Here is an 18,515-nt window from a genome sequence, read left to right on the forward strand (position 1 = left end):
CATGTCTGGTGGCTAACAAAAATAACGGATGTGATAAAAGTTACTGAAAGGTGTGGGATGAGATGTTAGAATCCATTTTTAAGCAACCGAGTGAATTTTGAAATGGGTAAGAACGTTGTCGTATTGGGCACCCAATGGGGTGACGAGGGCAAGGGCAAGATCGTCGACTTGCTGACTGAACGAGCTAAGTATGTTGTTCGTTATCAAGGGGGCCATAATGCTGGTCATACACTGGTTATCAACGGTGAAAAAACCGTTCTCCACTTAATCCCATCAGGGATCTTGCGTGAAAATGTTATCAGTATCATTGCAAACGGCGTCGTATTAGCGCCTGATGCGCTGATGAAAGAGATGAATGCGTTAGAATCCCGTGGTATTCCTGTTCGCGAGCGTCTGCTCATTTCAGAAGCTTGTCCACTTATTTTGCCATACCATGTTGCATTGGATAATGCCCGCGAGAAAGCGCGTGGTGCAAAAGCAATTGGTACAACCGGTCGTGGTATTGGTCCTGCGTATGAAGACAAAGTTGCTCGTCGTGGTCTGCGGGTTGGTGATTTGTTTGATAAGAAAACGTTCGCAGTTAAGCTGAAAGAAATTATCGAATATCACAATTTCCAACTGGTTAACTACTATAAAGAGCCGGCGGTTGATTACCAGAAAACTCTGGATGAAATCATGGCTGTTGCCGATATTCTGACGGATATGGTCGTTGACGTTTCTGATTTGTTGTATAAAGCAACTCAGAAAGGTGAATTGGTTATGTTCGAAGGTGCACAGGGCACATTGTTGGATATTGACCACGGTACCTACCCATATGTGACCTCTTCCAACACGACGGCGGGTGGTGTTGCAACAGGTTCTGGTTTAGGTCCATGTTATGTTGATTATGTTTTGGGGATCATCAAAGCATATTCTACTCGTGTCGGAGCGGGTCCATTCCCAACTGAATTGTTTGATGAAACTGGTAGTTACTTGCGCGAAAAAGGCCAAGAATTTGGTGCGACTACTGGGCGTAGCCGCCGTACTGGTTGGTTGGATATCATTGCCATCCGCCGGGCAGTACAGATCAACTCACTGTCAGGTTTCTGTATGACCAAGTTGGACGTACTGGATGGTTTGAAAGAAGTAAAAATTTGTGTTGGTTATCGTGTGTCTGATGGCAATGTGATTGAAACGACACCTATGGCTGCGGATGACTGGGAAGGTATTGAACCTGTTTATGAGACTATGCCTGGCTGGAATGAAAGCACTTTCGGCGTGAAAGAGCATAGCAAATTGCCTCAGGCAGCATTGAACTATATCAAACGTGTAGAAGAGTTGACCGGTGTTCCGGTTGATATTATTTCTACAGGCCCGGATCGTTCAGAAACTATCATTCTGCGTGATCCGTTTGATGCCTGATGGTGCTTATGATCAGGTAAAGCCGGGCTTTTCAGCCCGGTTTTTTGCTATTTATTGTGGCATTTTTTGCTTAATGATTAGGGGAGCAACATGATTTTGGCCGATTCATGGTATATAAGTTGAACAATTGCTTATTTTTTCAGTTTGTTCTCGGATATATTAATTTATATCTTATTATCCAGAGGTTGATGTGCAGTTAACGAGTTTTACAGATTATGGCTTGCGCGCACTAATTTATATGGCTTCTTTACCGCAAAGCCGGATGACCAGTATTTCTGAAGTTACTGATATTTATGGTGTTTCTCGTAACCACATGGTGAAAATCATTAACCAATTGAGCCACTTAGGATTTGTGGCTGCGGTTCGTGGTAAAAACGGCGGAATCCGTTTAGGTAAGCCAGCGAGGGATATCAGAATTGGCGATGTTGTTCGCGCGCTCGAACCATTATCATTGGTTAACTGTAGTCAGGAATCTTGCCATATCACGTCTGCGTGTCGTCTGAAGGTAGTCTTAAATCAGGCAATAGAAAGGTTTTTAGAAGAGCTGGATCAGCATACTTTAGCTGATATGATTGAAGATAATGTCCCCCTTTATAAGCTGCTTCTGACCGAATGAATAAATGGCGCAAACAGCCTGCTGATGACAACGGAGGAACAGCCATGTCACAAGATCCTTTTTTGGGGCGTGAAGCAGAAAAATACGAATCACCTATTCCGAGCCGCGAGTATATCTTAGACATTATTGCTAAACATACTGTACCGGTAAGTCGCCAGGAACTGGCGCAAGAACTGAATCTGATTAGCGATGAAGATATTGAAGCGTTACGTCGTCGTTTACGGGCTATGGAACGGGATGGTCAACTGGTTTTCACTCGTCGCCAATGCTATGCCTTGCCGGAAAGATTAGATTTATTGAAAGGTACGGTTATTGGACATAGAGATGGTTATGGTTTTCTGCGAGTAGAAGGTTACAAAGATGATTTTTATCTCTCTGCTGAGCAGCTAAAAATAGCTATTCATGGTGATGTTGTGCTGGCACAACCATTGCCTCAGAATCGCAAAGGGCGTAATGAAGCGCGTATCGTTCGTGTATTGGAGCCTAAGACCAGCCAGATTGTTGGCCGCTATTTTCTTGACTCTGGCATGGGATTTGTCGTGCCGGATGATAGCCGTTTAAGCTTTGATATCCTGATCCCGCAAAATGAAAGCGGTGGGGCTCGCATGGGGAATGTGGTGGTGGTCGAATTAATCACACGCCCGGCGCGTCGCACAAAGGCTGTTGGTAAAATTGTTGAAGTATTGGGTGAAAAGATGGGCACGAATATGGCAGTGGAAATTGCTTTACGTACTCATGAAATTCCCCACAGTTGGCCGCCGCAGGTGGCAAACCAGGTTGCTTCCTTGGATGAGCAGGTACCAGAATCGGCAAAAAAAGGCCGTGTTGATTTGCGCTCTCTGCCGTTGGTGACAATCGATGGTGAAGATGCCCGTGATTTTGATGATGCCGTTTATTGTGAAAGGAAGCGAAGCGGTGGCTGGCGTTTATGGGTTGCCATTGCTGATGTCAGTTACTATGTACGTCCACAAACGGCATTAGATACTGAAGCACGTAACCGGAGTAACTCGGTTTACTTCCCATCTCAGGTTGTTCCCATGTTGCCGGAGGTGCTTTCTAATGGCCTCTGTTCTCTGAACCCGCAGGTTGATCGCCTATGTATGGTGTGTGAGATGACGGTTTCGGCGCAGGGGCGGTTATCATCCTATAAATTTTACGAAGCTGTCATGAATTCTCACGCTCGTCTGACATATACCAAAGTATGGCGAATGTTGCAGGGTGATGAAGAGCTGCGTGAGCATTACAAGCCACTGGTTCCGCATATTGAGCATTTACATGAGTTGTATCAAGCATTGGAAAATGCTCGTGAGCAACGTGGCGCAATCTCGTTTGAGTCAGAAGAGGCGAAGTTTATCTTTAATGCTGAACGTCGTATCGAGCGAATTGAACCGATTGTTCGCAATGATGCGCATAAGCTGATTGAAGAGTGCATGATTCTGGCGAATATTGCTGCGGCGCGTTTTGTGGAAAAAAATGGGGAACCAGTACTTTACCGTATTCATGATCGACCAAAAGAAGAGAGTATTGTTAACCTGCGCTCGGTTTTCGGCGAATTAGGGTTGACGCTGCCTGGTGGCATGCAACCAACGCCAAAGGATTATGCGCAACTGATGCACCAAGTGGCTGAACGCCCGGATCATGAGCTATTGCAAACCTTATTGCTACGTTCAATGAAACAGGCAATTTATGATCCGGAAAACCTGGGGCACTTTGGTCTGTCATTAAATTCTTATGCGCATTTTACCTCACCTATCCGCCGTTACCCTGATCTAGTATTGCATCGAGCGATTAAATATCTGCTGGCGAAACAGCAAGATATTGTTGAGCAATGTGGAACACCGACCGGTGGATGGCACAGTGATATGGAACATATGTTACAACTGGGCCAACACTGTTCCATGACAGAGCGTCGCGCAGATGAAGCGACGAGAGACGTTGCCGATTGGTTAAAGTGTGATTTTATGCAGGATCAGGTGGGCAATACTTTTACTGGGATTATCACCAGTGTGACAGGTTTTGGTTTCTTTGTTCGCTTGAATGATCTGTTTATTGACGGCCTGGTGCATGTTTCCACATTGAGTAATGATTATTATCATTTCGATAATGTCGGCCAGCGTTTAGTGGGTGAATACTCGGGTAAAACTTTCCGGTTAGGGGATGAAGTTGAAATTCGTGTGGAAGCGGTTCATATGGATGAACGTAATATTGACTTTAAGCTGCTTTCTACCACCCGAAAAGCCCGGAATGTAGGCAAAACAGAGCGTGATAGAGCGAAAAAAATAGAACCTGGCCGCGGGAACAGTAAGAAAAAAGGGCGAGGTTATCGCAAAGAGACTCACTTTGAGCCTGATGGTGCTGTCCGTAAAAAGAGATCGGCGGATAAACCTAAAGTGGAAAAGAAAAAGAGTAAAACGCTTTCTGCCAAGACTCAGAAAATTGCCGCTAAATTCAAAGCCAAGCGGGCTAAGAAAAGCGCAGATAAATAATCAAAGGGCTATCCTAATTTGCAGGATAGCCTGAATATTTTAATCTCCCACTGAATAGATGGAGCTTACCGAATAGGCTCACAGTATTCGTCAGTGCTGTATAACAGTGAAAATAAGAAGATTATGAGTGAAATTATCTATGGCATTCATGCCGTTAAAGCGTTACTGGAGCGCGATCCTCAGCGTTTTGTCGAAGTTTATGTCCTGAAAGGACGTGAAGATCGCCGCCTGACACCATTGATTCATGCGCTGGAAAGCATCGGGATGACTATCCAACTGGCAAATCGTCAGTGGCTGGATAATCAAACGGAAGGCGCGGTGCATCAGGGAATTATTGCTAAAGTGAAACCAGGGCGTCAGTACCAAGAGAACGACCTGCCAGATTTACTGGCGCAAGTGGAAACCCCTTTCTTGTTAGTGCTTGATGGTGTGACAGATCCCCATAATCTGGGGGCATGTTTGCGTAGTGCTGATGCAGCAGGTGTACATGCTGTTATTGTTCCTCGTGACCGTTCCGCCCAGCTTAATGCCACAGCGAAGAAAGTGGCATGTGGTGCTGCGGAGAGCGTACCACTTATTCGAGTCACCAACCTTGCCCGTACTTTGCGTTTATTGCAGGAATACAATATTTGGGTGGTAGGCACAGCAGGTGAAGCTGACCATACGCTATATCAGAGCAAACTAACTGGTCCTATGGCGTTAGTGATGGGAGCGGAAGGTGAAGGGATGCGTCGCCTGACTCGCGAACACTGTGATGAATTGATTAGCATTCCAATGGCGGGTTCTGTCTCATCGTTGAATGTGTCTGTTGCTACCGGAATTTGCCTGTTTGAAGCGGTGCGTCAGCGTAGCTCGTTATAGCTCACCTATCTGACAATATGCAACAAAAGTATTTTTGCATTGTTCATTCCTTGAGTTTTTGATGCAGGGTAGGTATAGTTACGCGTCAATTTTTCAGCCGCACTTAAACAAGTTCCTTGCCTCCACGGGCCGCGGTTGACCCTGACAGGAGGCTGAATAATCCGTAAGGAGCAATTCTAATGCGTCATTACGAAATCGTTTTTATGGTCCATCCTGACCAAAGCGAACAGGTTCCGGGCATGATCGAGCGTTACAGTGCGACTATCGCTAACGCGCAAGGTCAGATTCACCGTCTGGAAGACTGGGGCCGCCGTCAACTGGCTTACCCAATCAACAAACTGCACAAAGCTCACTATGTTCTGATGAACGTTGAAGCGCCGCAGGAAGTGATTGATGAGCTGGAAACTAACTTCCGCTTCAACGATGCCGTTATCCGCAGCATGATTATGCGCGTTAAGCACGCGGTAACTGAAGCATCTCCAATGGTTAAAGCCAAAGATGAACGTCGCAGCCGTGACTTCTCTCTGGAAGACGCCAATATGGATGCTGAAGAAGCTGGGGATTCTGAAGAGTAATAACTGTGACAACGAATCGTTTGGTGCTTTCTGGCACAGTGTGCAAAGTTCCCATTCGAAAAGTCAGTCCTGCCGGCATTCCTCATTGCCAGTTTGTGCTTGAGCACCGTTCACAGCAACAGGAAGCCGGTCTGAGCAGGCAAGCATGGTGCAGAATGCCCGTTATTGCCAGCGGACAATTGTTACAAGTTTTAACTCACAGTATAACGGTCGGCAGTCGATTAACCGTTTCAGGATTCATTAGTTGCCATCAAGGTCGCAATGGTCTTAACAAACTGGTTCTTCATGCCGAGCAGATTGAATTGATAGATTCTGGAGACTAGCCAAATGGCACGTTATTTCCGTCGTCGCAAGTTCTGCCGTTTCACCGCGGAAGGCGTTCAAGAGATTGATTATAAAGACATCGCTACGCTGAAAAACTACATCACCGAGAGCGGTAAAATTGTACCAAGCCGTATCACTGGCACCCGTGCAAAATACCAGCGTCAGCTCGCTCGTGCTATCAAGCGCGCGCGCTACCTGTCTTTGTTGCCTTACACTGATCGTCATCAGTAATCGGCACAGTCCATTAACGACTCTGAGAGGATAAGGTAATGCAAATTATTCTGCTTGATAAAGTAGCAAACCTGGGTAGCCTGGGTGATCAAGTTAACGTTAAACCGGGTTATGCCCGTAACTACTTAGTACCACAGGGCAAAGCTGTTCCTGCAACTAAGAAAAACATCGAATTCTTCGAAGCACGCCGCGCTGAACTGGAAGCTAAACTGGCTGACGTTCTGGCAGCAGCACAGGCTCGCGCTGAGAAAATTAATGCACTGGGTTCCGTTACTATCGCTTCTAAAGCGGGTGACGAAGGTAAACTGTTCGGTTCTGTCGGTACTCGTGATATCGCTGATGCAGTTACTGCCGCGGGCGTTGAAGTCTCTAAGAGCGAAGTGCGTCTGCCTAATGGCGTTCTGCGTACTACTGGTGAACACGAAGTTAACTTCCAGGTACACAGCGATGTATTCGCTAAATTGAACGTTAACATTGTTGCTGAAGCTTAATCTCTGATTAACTGATGCTAACAAGTAAAAAACGCTGGCAATGCCGGCGTTTTTTATTGTTTCAATGTACCATTCTTTCATTAATTTATAAGGCTTTTTTTGATAATTCCTAGTAACTAGATAGTGACCTGACTTATTTTACATTTATTGCTCTTATTTTGTCGTTTATAGAATCAGAGTTTCTTTTGTCTATTTTTTTGTAATATTGCCTTTTGAACGATTTTCTTATTGTTGATTTTTCGTTTTTTATATTGAAAATATTATTCATTATCAGATTATTATCTGAAAATAATTTAATTCGTATTTCTTATTATTAGAAAATATCGGTGTTGTTAATTCTGTTGTAATATGGAAATTTTCCATAGAATATTTTGATATATCTACGTATAAATCTGGTTAATTACATGTGTGATTATTTTATAATAATTAAAAATATATTCTTATGTAATTGCGGTTATTTATAATGATAATTTATTTAACATGATTTTATATAAGAAGATTTAATGATGGGAATATATATCCTTATTATTAAATGATAATATCAAAAATTTATATAAGATTTTGCTGATATAACTGTCAGAGTTGACAGTAGACTTTTAAGTGTAATTTTATAATTATCATTTTTGTTAATTAACCCTTGTGTGAAAACATAAACAAAAGCTTTTGTTGTTAATAGGAGTAAAGTTATTCTCCATAGTTATTTATAAAGTGAATGGTTTCATTAATAAATTAATAGATACATTAGATATTGAATTGATTTACTTATCTGTTAATAAAAATACCTTATCATCATTATCTGTTCTTCATATTAACCTAGACATAAGGGATAAAGCCGGTATGAGACTTGGTAAAAACATATTACAAACTATAGGTAATACCCCGGTAGTTATGTTGAATGATAGATATACTAAAGGTATTAATGTCTTTCTCAAAATGGAGAATATTAACCCCGGTGGGAGTATTAAAGATCGTATTGCAGTTGCTATGTTGGAAAGGGCTGAAGCTCAGGGAGAATTAAGACCAGGAATGGTGGTTATTGAGCCATCATCGGGTAATACGGCAATTGGTCTGGCAATGGCATGCGCTGTCAAAGGTTATCGATTTATTGCGGTTTTCGATCGCATGGTGCCGCCAGCAAAACGCGATAAAATAAAAGCATTTGGTGCGGAAATCATTTTCCTACCAGAATTTGAAGCGGGAACGGATACTGTCAAACATCGCATTGATTTAACTAAAGAGATTATAAGAGCTTATCCGAATGCGTTTAGTCCTATGCAATTTGAAAATCAGGTTAATCCTGATGAGCATTATCAATCCACGGGGCGTGAGTTGTATGAAATCTTTGGCAATGATTTGACGGCTTGTTTTGCGACAGCAGGGAGTTGTGGAACTCTTACTGGGATTTCCCGTTATTTGAAAGAGAAAAATCCACAAGTGAGAATTTATGGTGTTGAACCTGAGGGGTCAGTTATTTTCGGTGGTGAATCAGGGAAATATTTGGTACAAGGCGCGGGATTGACGTTTACACCTTCTATTCTGGATCGTAGCAACATCGATATTACCTTGAAGGTTGCAGATATTGATGCATTTCGTATAGCAAGAAAATTAGCCAGAAATGAAGGTATTTTAATTGGTGGAACGGGAGGTTGTGCGGTAAGCGCAGCATTAAATCACCTGGATGATTTTAAACCTGGAGATAATATTGTTGTCATTATTCCTGATAGTGGAGAACGTTATATCGACACAATTTATAATGATACTTGGTTATTTGAAAATAATTTCTCAGAATTAGTTGAGGAAAGTAGAACAGAACCTCAGCTAGAAGAAATTATTACAAACATGGGGTGCGTATTAAATGAGTTCTGATCATGTTTTGGTGATTTACTATAATCGCCTCTATAATCCTCTTATCATAAGAAGTCTTAAATCTAAATATAAAAAGGTGATTGCTCTTTATATTGATGAAGGACAGGTAAGAGACATTGAAGATATTGAATTGGAATGCATGGTTGCCGGTGCTGATAAGTTTATCTATAAAGATTATCGAGCGCAATATGCTGAACATTTCCTGACAAAAGCGATAAAAGCGAATGCTATTTATCAAAGTGGTTATTTTCTCAGCGCTGCACTTTCCCGGCCTGCAATTGCGGAGGCGGCAGTTGAAGTAGCCAATGAGCTCAATATTGATTATATTGCTCATCAATTCAGAGGTAATGATCAAGTCAGAATGGATATGAATATAGAAATTCTGAATAAAATACCTATTGCTTCGTTGAGAGATTTTAAATACGACGAAAATATCGTAAATAGTTATGCTATGAATTATGGTATTCCTCAAGAATTTGGTTGTAATAACCCTTATTCTACCAGTGAAAATATATGGGGATTAAGTGTCGAATGTGGTTCGTTGGCAGAACCAGAAATGTTAATTCCTGAAGATGTCAAAGAGAAATTATTTGAGCATGCATTATCGTCCACTGAGCCAATATTTTTGTCATTAGGTTTTGAGAATGGAATACCGATATCGATCGACGGCGAAAAGAAATCATTATATGAAATTATTGAAATATTAAATGAAATTGGTAAAAAACTGTCAATCGGCATTTTTGATATTGTTGAAGATGGCATTGTCGGTTTGAAAACACGCGCAATTTATCAATCACCTGCTGCACATATCTTAATTACCGCTCATCGTGATTTGGAATGTTACTGTAGTAATCGTAACGAGAATTGGTTTAAAGAGATAATCGATAAAAAATGGGTTGAATTAGTTTATTCTGGGCTTTGGTATGATCCCTTATTAACTCATTTAAACCATTTTATTGATAGCATGAATCAACATGTCAATGGTGAGATTAAGCTTGAATTAGGCTATAAATATGCCAACGTTTGTTCCCGTACTTCAAAGACGACTATCTATGATGATAATTTAGCAATATATAATTGTGGGCATTTGTATAGCCAAAACGATGCGGAGGGATTTGCAAAAATATTTAATATTCATACTAAGCAAAGTGCTAAATCTAAGATGAGGCAAATGTTATGATTAAAGAATTATTAATGTGTAAACCTGACTTTTACGATATTGAATACGTTATCAATGATTGGATGGACCCTAATAATAGAGTCAATAAAAAATTGGCACAGCAACAATGGGATTTTCTTTATGAACGGTTGACTGAACGTGGCATCACTATCCGCACTATTGATCCTGTTAATGGTTTACCTGATATGACTTTCTCAGGTGATTGTGGTATGGTGCATAATAATAAATTCCTTGCTAGTAATTTCCGGCACGCTGAACGCCAAGGGGAAAGCCAGTATTATATCGATTATCTGGAAAATCTCGGTTATGAGATATATCGTGTTGATGAAGGTATCTATTTTGAAGGGCTTGGAGATGTTATCTATTGGGAGAATGATATCATATTTGGTTATGGTCCTCGCTCAGATAAAGAAGCAGTAAATACAATTCAGAAAGTCTACCCAGAACTTAAAGTTAAAGGTGAACTGCATATTCAGGATAAGACTTTCTTTCATGTGGCTCTGGCATTCTCATTTATTGATAAAGATACCGTTATTTACTATCCAGAGGCATTTACTAAAGAGAGCCAAGATTATATTATTGAAACGTTTGAACGTAGGATATCAATATCAGAACATGACGCTAGGGAATTATTTTCCTGTAATAATATCCCAATAGGTAAGGATATTCTCATGCATGATTGTTCTATAGAAGTTGAGCGTCAATTACATAATTATGGTTACAATGTGGTTAAATGCGATATGAGTGAATTCCTAAAGAGTGGTGGTAGTTTGCGCTGCTTAGTATTAAAAATTAAATAATTATAATGGGAGGATAATAAGTCATGTATATTTTAGGTATAAATTCAGTTTACCATGAGTCGGCTGTTTGCCTATTAAAAGATGGAGAAACTATTTTTGCCATCGAAGAAGAGCGTTTAAATAGAAGAAAACACGGAAAACCAGCAAATATTGATAATCCTGATGAGTTGCCATTGGCTTCTATTGAAGTTGCATTAGACTTTGCGGGTATTAGCCTAGAAGATGTGAGTCATATTGGGTTTTCTATCGATCCGATAGAACGAAGAAAATCAATCTTTATTGATGAAGTCACTCATGAAGGAAGTTGGGGAAGTGTATCGGGTGAATCTATTTTCTATCGCAAAACGACTTCAGTACCCGAAATTTTGCAGTCAATGGGATTCCGTGGTCAATTTCATTGGGTTCCGCATCACACTGCTCATGCGGCATCTGCTTATTTTGTTTCGCCATTTGATAAAGCGCTGACTTTATCACTTGATGGTGTTGGAGAGGATAATACCGCAGGGGTATATCTGGGCAATGGTAATAGTCTGGAAAAAATTAAAACCATTGAATATCCTAATTCAATTGGTTTTATGTGGGAGAAATTGGCAGAATTCCTAGGTTTCTCTGTATACGATGCTTGTAAAGTGATGGGAATGTCTGCTTATGGTAAGCCTGAGAGTTTTATGCCGGCGTTCCGACAATTAGTTAAGATTTATGAGAAAGGTGAGTTTACGATCGATAACACTACTCTCAATTTCCGCACCCAAGAATTTTCTCAATTGGAATCCTTGTTTGGTATTGTGAAAAGAGTCCCAGGTGGAGAGGTGGCGCAAGAATATTATGATATTGCTGCTTCTCTCCAGCAAATAACTGATGAAATAGTGTTAAATATGGCTCGTCATTATTTGCAGGAAACAGCAACGAATAAGCTCTGCCTTGCGGGTGGTGTTGCATTGAATTGCATAACCAATAAGCGATTATATGAAGAACTAGATGTTGAAGATATCTTTGTTCAGCCTGCTGCACATGATGGCGGGACTGCCACAGGCGCCGCACTATTTATTTGGCATCATATTCTTGAAAATAATCAACGTTATCCTCTGACTCATACTTATTGGGGTCTGGGATATAGTGAAGATGATTACCAGCGTAGTTTGAAGGCTCATGGTTTGGACTGGACATATGAAGAGAATATTCATGAAGTTGTCGCAGACTTGTTGGCTGAAAATAATGTTGTTGGCTGGTTCCAGGGGAGGATGGAATTTGGGCCGAGGGCATTGGGTAATCGTAGTTTGTTGGCCGATCCGAGAAATGAAGATATTCGGGATTTAATGAATCGTAAAGTTAAACATCGTGAAATGTTTAGACCATTTGCGCCGAGTGTATTACGTCAACATGTTGCTGATTGGTTCCATGTTCGGAAAGAATTACCGGAAGCTGCAAAATATATGTTGTTAGCGATGGATGCTAAAGTGGATAAAGCATCGGAAATTCCGGCTGTGGTTCACGTAGATGGCACTGCCAGAGTTCAGGTGGTAGATAGTGCATCAAATCCAGATTATGCCAAGTTGATTGAGGCATTTTATCTGAAAACGGGTGTGCCTTTGCTGCTGAACACCTCTTATAACGATAGCGAGCCGATCGTTTGTTCACCTGATGATGCCATTAAAACTTTCATGAAAACAAATATTGATTATTTAGTTTTGGGGAATTATTTGATTAAATCTATTCATTAATTATTGCATAGTAAAAATCTATCCCAATAGGCGTAGTTGATGTAATCGATTTGAGCCTTGCTCAGTGCTAAATTGATAAATAGAATAGCCTAATGGGATAGATAATAAGGTTGAGGTAATATTAATGATACATAGGATCATATTGGCTCGTTTTTTTTCTGTTTTTTCAGAGGCATTTGTTATGTTCGCTGTGCCTGTATTAGTATTTACCTCAACTAATAGCGCTTCACTTTCATCTTTTGCTTTTGGGCTTGAACGGTTATTCAGGGTGATTTCACTCCCCATTTCTGGTTGGATGGGCGACAGGATGCATACGTTGATTATGTTATTCCTGAGTGATATTCTTCGATCATTAGTTTGCTTATTTCTTTTTATCCTTTCATTTATATATTCTGATAATAGCATTGTATATATCATTATTCCTCTCTCATGTGTTTTATCCTTTTTTAGTGGGGCGGGATATGTCAACCTTGAAGGTTTTGTCTCTAAGAACATGAGTGCAGTAGAATTACCTTCTGTTAACTCTCGTTTACAATTTGTTGAACAGTTTACTTATATTGCAGCTCCGGCGGTTGTCGGTTTGCTGGTTTATAAATTCAGTATTTATGCCGTATTTGCATTTGCATTTTTTCCTTTTTTGATCAGTAGCTTGATATGGTTTCAGCTACAAAAGAAAAACCAGATTGAAGAACACGCTAATAGAGAAAGTTATAATCTGCCGGCCATTTTTAAATTCTTGATGGGAAATCCATCCTTGCTACGCGTCATTAGCCTGACATTTCTGATGAATGTGATGCAAGGCGCTATTCTGTCAACGGCAGTTTATGTTATCACCAGCGTTTTTTCACAGCCGGAGGGGAGTTATGCTCAGCTTTTGGCTTATGCGGGGCTGGTGAATTGTTGTGTATTTTTTATTGCGCCAAAATTGTGCCGAATTTTTGATGTACGTATCGTTGGTATAACGGCTTTTCTGATTGCATTATGTGGTCTAACACTATTTGCTACTGGGCCGTTATTTGTGGTTTACACATTAGGTTTCTTACTGGTTATTGGTGCGGAAGGTTGTTTTAATCTTTTTTCCCGCTCTTATCGAGCAAGTCTTATTCCGAAGCAGAGTTTTTCTCAGTATCTTGGTGTGGTGTTGGTTTTGAATCAGTTAGCCACACCTTTAACCAGTTTCATTTGTGCTAATTTACTGAATTATTTTTCCTACAATAGTATTTATCTGATATTCTCTGCATTTGTTTTATTAATGTTTTTCATTATTAATCCTTATCGTTCACTTAAATTTAATCTGCATAATAGTCAATAATGGAGGAAATATGAGTTCAAAAAAATATTTATTAGTGCTTGATTATCTTCCGGCAAGGCTGAGTGAAATCGTTAATATTCGTGACTATATTCGATATCATTACTTTCTTGAGTTGGTGATTATTAGCGATATGTTGTCCGGTGAGGAGAAAGATATCACACCATTTGTCTATCATATTCCTGTACGAACAGAAAATTATGTTGATCGTGTGATGGCAGTTCTTGCTGAACTTAATATGACATGTGCGGCTATTCTCCCCTTTATGGATGCGGTATCTGGGTATGCGGCTGTTATCGCGAAGAAATTAAACGTTTATGGTGATGATCCCGAATTAAGTTTTGCAGGTATTGAAAAATATCAATTTCGTCAACAAGAAACTCGGATATTACCACTGCTTGCGGCGCAACATATTAAGACGCCTCGATATACTTTTATTAATGATATTAAACAATTAGAAGAATTTTATGATTCTGTTCCATATGGTGTGATTATTAAGCCTAATTGTGGTCGAGCAAATATAGGTGTGGTAGCGGTTAAAGATAGAAGTAAAATCCCAATGGCTTTTGCTCAATCAGTTGAGCAATCTGGCGGTAATCAAATTCTTGCAGAAGAGCTTATTATTTTCGATACAGAATATTCGTATGATGGTATTGGGTGTATGGCGTTTTTAACGCAAAAAGTTTCCCAGAAAGGGGAGTATCCTGTTGAAATAGGCCAAATAGTGCCGGCGCAATGTGATGGCAGAAATACGATTGCATTACATAAAGCAGGGCAGGCAATGAATCTGATCTCAGGGCAGACTCTTGGCGCATTCCATAATGAGATTAAGCAAGATGGCAAAACGGGAGAAACTTTTCTAGTTGAAACTAATCGTAGACCTGCGGGTATGCGTATTTGGGATATGGCTAACCGGGTATATGGTATAAGTTTGCAGGAAATTTGGGTTGACCATTTAGTCAAAGGATTTAGTAATCGAATGATATTGCCTGAAGCGAAGGGAAGAGCATTTTTGATTAATTTGCTGGCGGGTAAAGATGGAAGGATTAATGATAAGTTCGATAAAACGGAAGTTAATAAAGTATTATTAGCATCTGTTGATAATATTTTGAATAAATTATATTATGAAATTATTGCAATAAATATTAATTTAGAGAAGAATTCATTGGTTTACGAAACACCAAAAAGCAATAATGATTTCTGTGGTTACGTTTGTGTGCACATTAATGACGAGCACATCGAATGTGAATCCCTGATGAATGAAATTAATGATGCATGGAGGGATATATTGTCTAATTATATTTTATAATTTCGTATAGTTAGAGCCTTATTTCGGCTTTAATTATTATATAATTAGATTATATGCTATTGCTTTAGCAACTGCTGCGACTTTATTGGGAACCACTAATTTCTCCATGACATTGTTAATGTGGAAATTAACGGTTCTTGTTGAAATGTCCAGTATATCGGCTATTTCAGCAGAAGTTTTTCCTTCACAAGTCCATCTTATGACTTCAACTTCTCTGGTAGAGAGCGTTGGAACAATGATTTTATCCTTTTTATTTTTTAGGTTATTAAATGTTTTTATGCATTCATTTGCCAGTATGCCTAACATTCCGGCTTTGTTAAGTATTTCATTGTGGGAAATAGCGCCTTCTTTTCTGGCAACTGAAAAAATTGACCTTTCGCCATGATAACCTTTAATTTTGATTGAAAGACTATTTTTAACTTCATTTTTATTTGGATTTGATTTTTCAATCATAAAATCAGCGTTTTCTGATATTTTATCATTACAAACTGATGGAATAGAGAAAGTGTAATCACCATTCATTAGTTGGTCGCTGTCGTGATTATTATCTTGATTATAATTGTTTACGGTTTCTATATTTAAGTTGGTTATTAGAACATATTTTTTTGTCGTGAATGGATATTTTTCTTCCTGATAAATTGAGTAGAATTCAAAACCCAGATAATTTATCGCGTTTAACAGTTTTTTTTCTAATTCTGGCATGGTTTTGGACTTTTTAATTTCAGATAAAATCTCATTAAATAATGTATTCATAAGATTTTCCTCGTCGTATAATATTTTCAATAAAACTAATTTTATATAATAAATATTTTATTCATATAATCAATTATAAGTAAAAATATATAAAAATTGAATTTTTATATTGTAACCTTTAAGGAATGAATATGCTACTGAGAATTATATCGATTATTAGCTCTTATATATTTTGTCGACATGTATTTTTCTAGTGATATCTTCGGTTTACCCCGCTGCATAGCGCTGTTATGCTTACAGACCTAATTTAATTTGATCACAGGTATTTTCATGGCAAAACTTTCTTTTGATTCTATCGAAGCACAAGCAAGTTATGGAGTTGGTTTGCAAGTTGGTCAGCAATTACTGGAGTCTGGCCTGCAAGGTCTGGAACCTGAAGCGCTGTTGGCAGGGTTGTGTGATGCGCTGGAAAATCATTCTCCAGCGGTGCCGGTCGATATATTACATCGCGCCTTACGTGAAATGCATGAACGTGCAGATGGTGTGCGTCGCGAACGTCAGCAGGCTATGGCAGAAGAGGGGCAGAAGTTTCTGGCAGAAAACGCTCAGCGTGACGGTATAAGCACCACAGAATCTGGTTTACAGTTCTCTGTACTGAAACAGGGTGATGGTGCAATTCCTGCCCGTACTGACCGCGTGCGTGTTCATTATACGGGGCGTTTGATTGATGGCACCGTGTTTGACAGCTCAGTACAGCGTGGCGAACCTGCTGAATTCCCTGTGAATGGTGTGATTGCCGGATGGATTGAAGCATTGACGTTGATGCCTGTCGGTTCTAAATGGGAACTTTATATCCCTTATAATTTGGCTTATGGTGAGCGTGGTGCTGGTGCATCGATTCCACCATATAGCACTCTGATTTTTGAGGTGGAATTATTGGATATTCTGTAAGTTTTATCCAGAGGTAGGATTAAAAATAGCCGGTATATTCGCCTCAGACTACTGATAAACCCATTTAAAAAGTGGGTAGTGTTTTCAGACTATCGAAAATTTCAGCTAGTATGTTGCCGATTAACTGGCTTTCTCTCCATGTCCCAGTTATTGCTTTAAATAGGATTTTTGGCCTGGTCAATTTTCGCTTTTAACTAAAAAATAGATGGTAATGCTATTGGTAACACTATTTTCCTGATATTCCGTGCTGTTGCTATAACTATTTGGGTTCTCTCAGGTTTTAATCGTGATTATAGTGCGGTTTCGTACTGGCAAGGCTAGGTTCCACTTTTTCCTTTCTTTTGTTAACTCTTATTTACTTTATCTTTGCTGAGTTTCAGTATTTTAAAGCATTTTTTATTGCTTTAGTCACTTTAATAACAAATAAACAATGTTTTGTTGGTTTTTATTATAAAGATAATGTTGATTTATTAAATATATTGCAGAATAGTGTGACTACTTCATTACATCAACGATTATAAACGGTCTGGCGGCGTAATTAGCCAGGAATGTTATCTTGATATAAAGGAAATGGAAATGTATGCAATTGAAATATCACCATTAATACCCTATTTTTCTCGCCGTATTAATTCTGAAAGTCTATACCGAATTTCCCCGGAAAGAATGGCGCAGGCTATTGATGTTAGTATTGATCTAGGAGAAGAAGAATGTAAGCCGACAAAGGGAATACCTGGCTATTTTGCTTATGGTTGGCGTAGTGCTGCCGACCGAGTAATTCACGCAAATACACTTGGGGTAGAATATATTTCTCTGAGATTTATCTCGTCGGCAAATAAAAATAATAATATTGAGAAGGGCTTAATATTATTCGAAGAAACACTGCAAAATATATTGGCTTTGATTGGTTCCGTACCAGTAAAGATGATTGTCGATCCTTTTGGTCTGGCGTTAACGGAGGATGGGCAATGGGGTGTGCGGGATGATAATGGTAATTTTGATAAGGAACAGACTCATAATCTGCTGGAAAAAGTAGGTTTTATCCTTTCGCGCAATCATGTTCATGGAGTGGTTACGTTGGGGCGTTTACCAGAGGAAGTGATGTTGACGAAAAGGGGGATCAGTAAGGCGGGGGATTATACGAAAATTTATTCGTTCTCCCAGAATAGTGAGACCAGCACTGCTTATATTTATTTGGATACTATAGGCCATAATACCGGCCAGAAAATCATGCCAGGTAATGTCAAAGAGATGGATTTGTGGGCACTCCTCGATATTTGGCATGGTGCCGATGTCTCGGTGATTAAACCGATGGAAAGTTTCCATCTGATGAGCTCGTTGCGTTACCTCATTGAGAATGAAACTGCTCGCAAACAATTTTTAAATTCTCCTGATGTTAAGGATATGGCCCAGAAAAACGCTTTTGTTGCCAAAAGTCTGGCGGAAATGAATGCATCTCCTCTTGAGCTATCACTGAAATGCTCCCGAATCAAAATGGCGGGTTATACGGTCTCTGGCACAACTTACATGCTAGCGCTATTGGCGCATGAAAAGGGCCCTGAAATGGCAAGGGCACGTATGGAGGAAATGTGGATAACGGCGTTTGGTGTGATGGATGAACAGTGTGAATGTCTGATTGATCGCAATGTGGTCAAATATCTTGAAGGTTCAATTCTTGCTTAGGTAAATTGACACATATTATCG

Annotated in this window: 17 protein-coding genes; 16 read left to right on the forward strand and 1 reads right to left on the reverse strand. The window is 39.8% G+C overall.

Features of this window, described 5'->3' with window-relative positions; translation table 11 throughout:
* Nucleotides 1–102 precede the first annotated feature (102 nt).
* From EAE90_RS03425 to EAE90_RS03490, 14 genes are all read left to right on the forward strand, one after another.
* A complete protein-coding gene (locus EAE90_RS03425; RefSeq protein WP_214052286.1) occupies nt 103–1,401 on the forward strand; it encodes an adenylosuccinate synthase in 1,299 nt (432 codons plus the stop codon).
* A gap of 190 nt (nt 1,402–1,591) precedes the next feature.
* Nucleotides 1,592–2,017 carry a nitric oxide-sensing transcriptional repressor NsrR gene (gene nsrR, locus EAE90_RS03430; RefSeq protein ID WP_214052287.1) on the forward strand — a complete coding sequence of 142 codons (426 nt, stop codon included), beginning with the start codon at nt 1,592–1,594 and terminating at the stop codon, nt 2,015–2,017.
* 44 nt (nt 2,018–2,061) lie between these two features.
* Entirely contained in the window at nt 2,062–4,503 is a 2,442-nt protein-coding gene (gene rnr / locus EAE90_RS03435; RefSeq protein ID WP_214052404.1) for a ribonuclease R, read from the forward strand.
* 123 nt (nt 4,504–4,626) lie between these two features.
* Entirely contained in the window at nt 4,627–5,364 is a 738-nt protein-coding gene (rlmB, locus tag EAE90_RS03440) for a 23S rRNA (guanosine(2251)-2'-O)-methyltransferase RlmB (protein ID WP_214052288.1), read from the forward strand.
* Between the two features lie 179 nt (nt 5,365–5,543).
* Nucleotides 5,544–5,939, forward strand: a complete 396-nt coding sequence (gene rpsF, locus EAE90_RS03445) for a 30S ribosomal protein S6 (RefSeq protein WP_105397891.1) — start codon at nt 5,544–5,546, stop codon at nt 5,937–5,939.
* A 5-nt stretch (nt 5,940–5,944) separates the two neighbouring features.
* The gene (priB, locus tag EAE90_RS03450) at nt 5,945–6,262 is read left to right on the forward strand and encodes a primosomal replication protein N (protein ID WP_011148645.1); all 318 of its coding nucleotides are present in this window, start codon (nt 5,945–5,947) and stop codon (nt 6,260–6,262) included.
* Between the two features lie 4 nt (nt 6,263–6,266).
* The gene (gene rpsR, locus EAE90_RS03455) at nt 6,267–6,494 is read left to right on the forward strand and encodes a 30S ribosomal protein S18 (protein ID WP_000135199.1); all 228 of its coding nucleotides are present in this window, start codon (nt 6,267–6,269) and stop codon (nt 6,492–6,494) included.
* Between the two features lie 38 nt (nt 6,495–6,532).
* Complete coding sequence (gene rplI, locus EAE90_RS03460) at nt 6,533–6,985, forward strand: 50S ribosomal protein L9 (RefSeq protein WP_036810089.1); 453 nt, start codon at nt 6,533–6,535, stop codon at nt 6,983–6,985.
* A gap of 666 nt (nt 6,986–7,651) precedes the next feature.
* Nucleotides 7,652–8,851 carry a PLP-dependent cysteine synthase family protein gene (locus tag EAE90_RS03465; RefSeq protein ID WP_246550320.1) on the forward strand — a complete coding sequence of 400 codons (1,200 nt, stop codon included), beginning with the start codon at nt 7,652–7,654 and terminating at the stop codon, nt 8,849–8,851.
* Entirely contained in the window at nt 8,841–10,031 is a 1,191-nt protein-coding gene (argG, locus tag EAE90_RS03470; protein ID WP_214052289.1) for an argininosuccinate synthase, read from the forward strand. Before EAE90_RS03465 ends, argG begins: the two co-directional genes overlap by 11 nt.
* Nucleotides 10,028–10,831 carry a dimethylarginine dimethylaminohydrolase family protein gene (locus EAE90_RS03475; protein ID WP_214052290.1) on the forward strand — a complete coding sequence of 268 codons (804 nt, stop codon included), beginning with the start codon at nt 10,028–10,030 and terminating at the stop codon, nt 10,829–10,831. The genes argG and EAE90_RS03475 overlap by 4 nt, the downstream gene beginning before the upstream one ends.
* 23 nt (nt 10,832–10,854) lie before the next feature.
* Nucleotides 10,855–12,552: a carbamoyltransferase family protein gene (locus EAE90_RS03480; RefSeq protein WP_214052291.1), complete on the forward strand. Its 1,698-nt coding sequence runs from the start codon at nt 10,855–10,857 to the stop codon at nt 12,550–12,552.
* Nucleotides 12,553–12,733: 181 nt separating this feature from the next.
* A complete protein-coding gene (locus EAE90_RS03485) occupies nt 12,734–13,864 on the forward strand; it encodes an MFS transporter (RefSeq protein WP_246550335.1) in 1,131 nt (376 codons plus the stop codon).
* Between the two features lie 10 nt (nt 13,865–13,874).
* Complete coding sequence (locus EAE90_RS03490; RefSeq protein ID WP_214052293.1) at nt 13,875–15,170, forward strand: ATP-grasp domain-containing protein; 1,296 nt, start codon at nt 13,875–13,877, stop codon at nt 15,168–15,170.
* Nucleotides 15,171–15,206: 36 nt separating this feature from the next.
* On the opposite strand, the gene EAE90_RS03495 is transcribed toward EAE90_RS03490, so the two are convergent.
* Nucleotides 15,207–15,923, reverse strand: a complete 717-nt coding sequence (locus tag EAE90_RS03495; RefSeq protein ID WP_214052294.1) for a helix-turn-helix transcriptional regulator — start codon at nt 15,921–15,923, stop codon at nt 15,207–15,209.
* 270 nt (nt 15,924–16,193) lie between these two features.
* Between EAE90_RS03495 and bamJ the strand changes: the two genes are divergently transcribed.
* Together bamJ and EAE90_RS03505 are read left to right on the forward strand one after the other, a co-directional pair.
* Entirely contained in the window at nt 16,194–16,814 is a 621-nt protein-coding gene (gene bamJ / locus EAE90_RS03500; protein WP_214052295.1) for a BamJ family beta-barrel-assembly machinery protein, read from the forward strand.
* Between the two features lie 576 nt (nt 16,815–17,390).
* On the forward strand, nt 17,391–18,494 hold the full coding sequence (locus EAE90_RS03505; RefSeq protein ID WP_214052296.1) for a hypothetical protein: 1,104 nt from the start codon (nt 17,391–17,393) through the stop codon (nt 18,492–18,494).
* Nucleotides 18,495–18,515 lie beyond the last annotated feature (21 nt).

The sequence above is a fragment of the Photorhabdus caribbeanensis genome, assembly GCF_018448885.1.
GTDB lineage: Bacteria > Pseudomonadota > Gammaproteobacteria > Enterobacterales > Enterobacteriaceae > Photorhabdus > Photorhabdus caribbeanensis.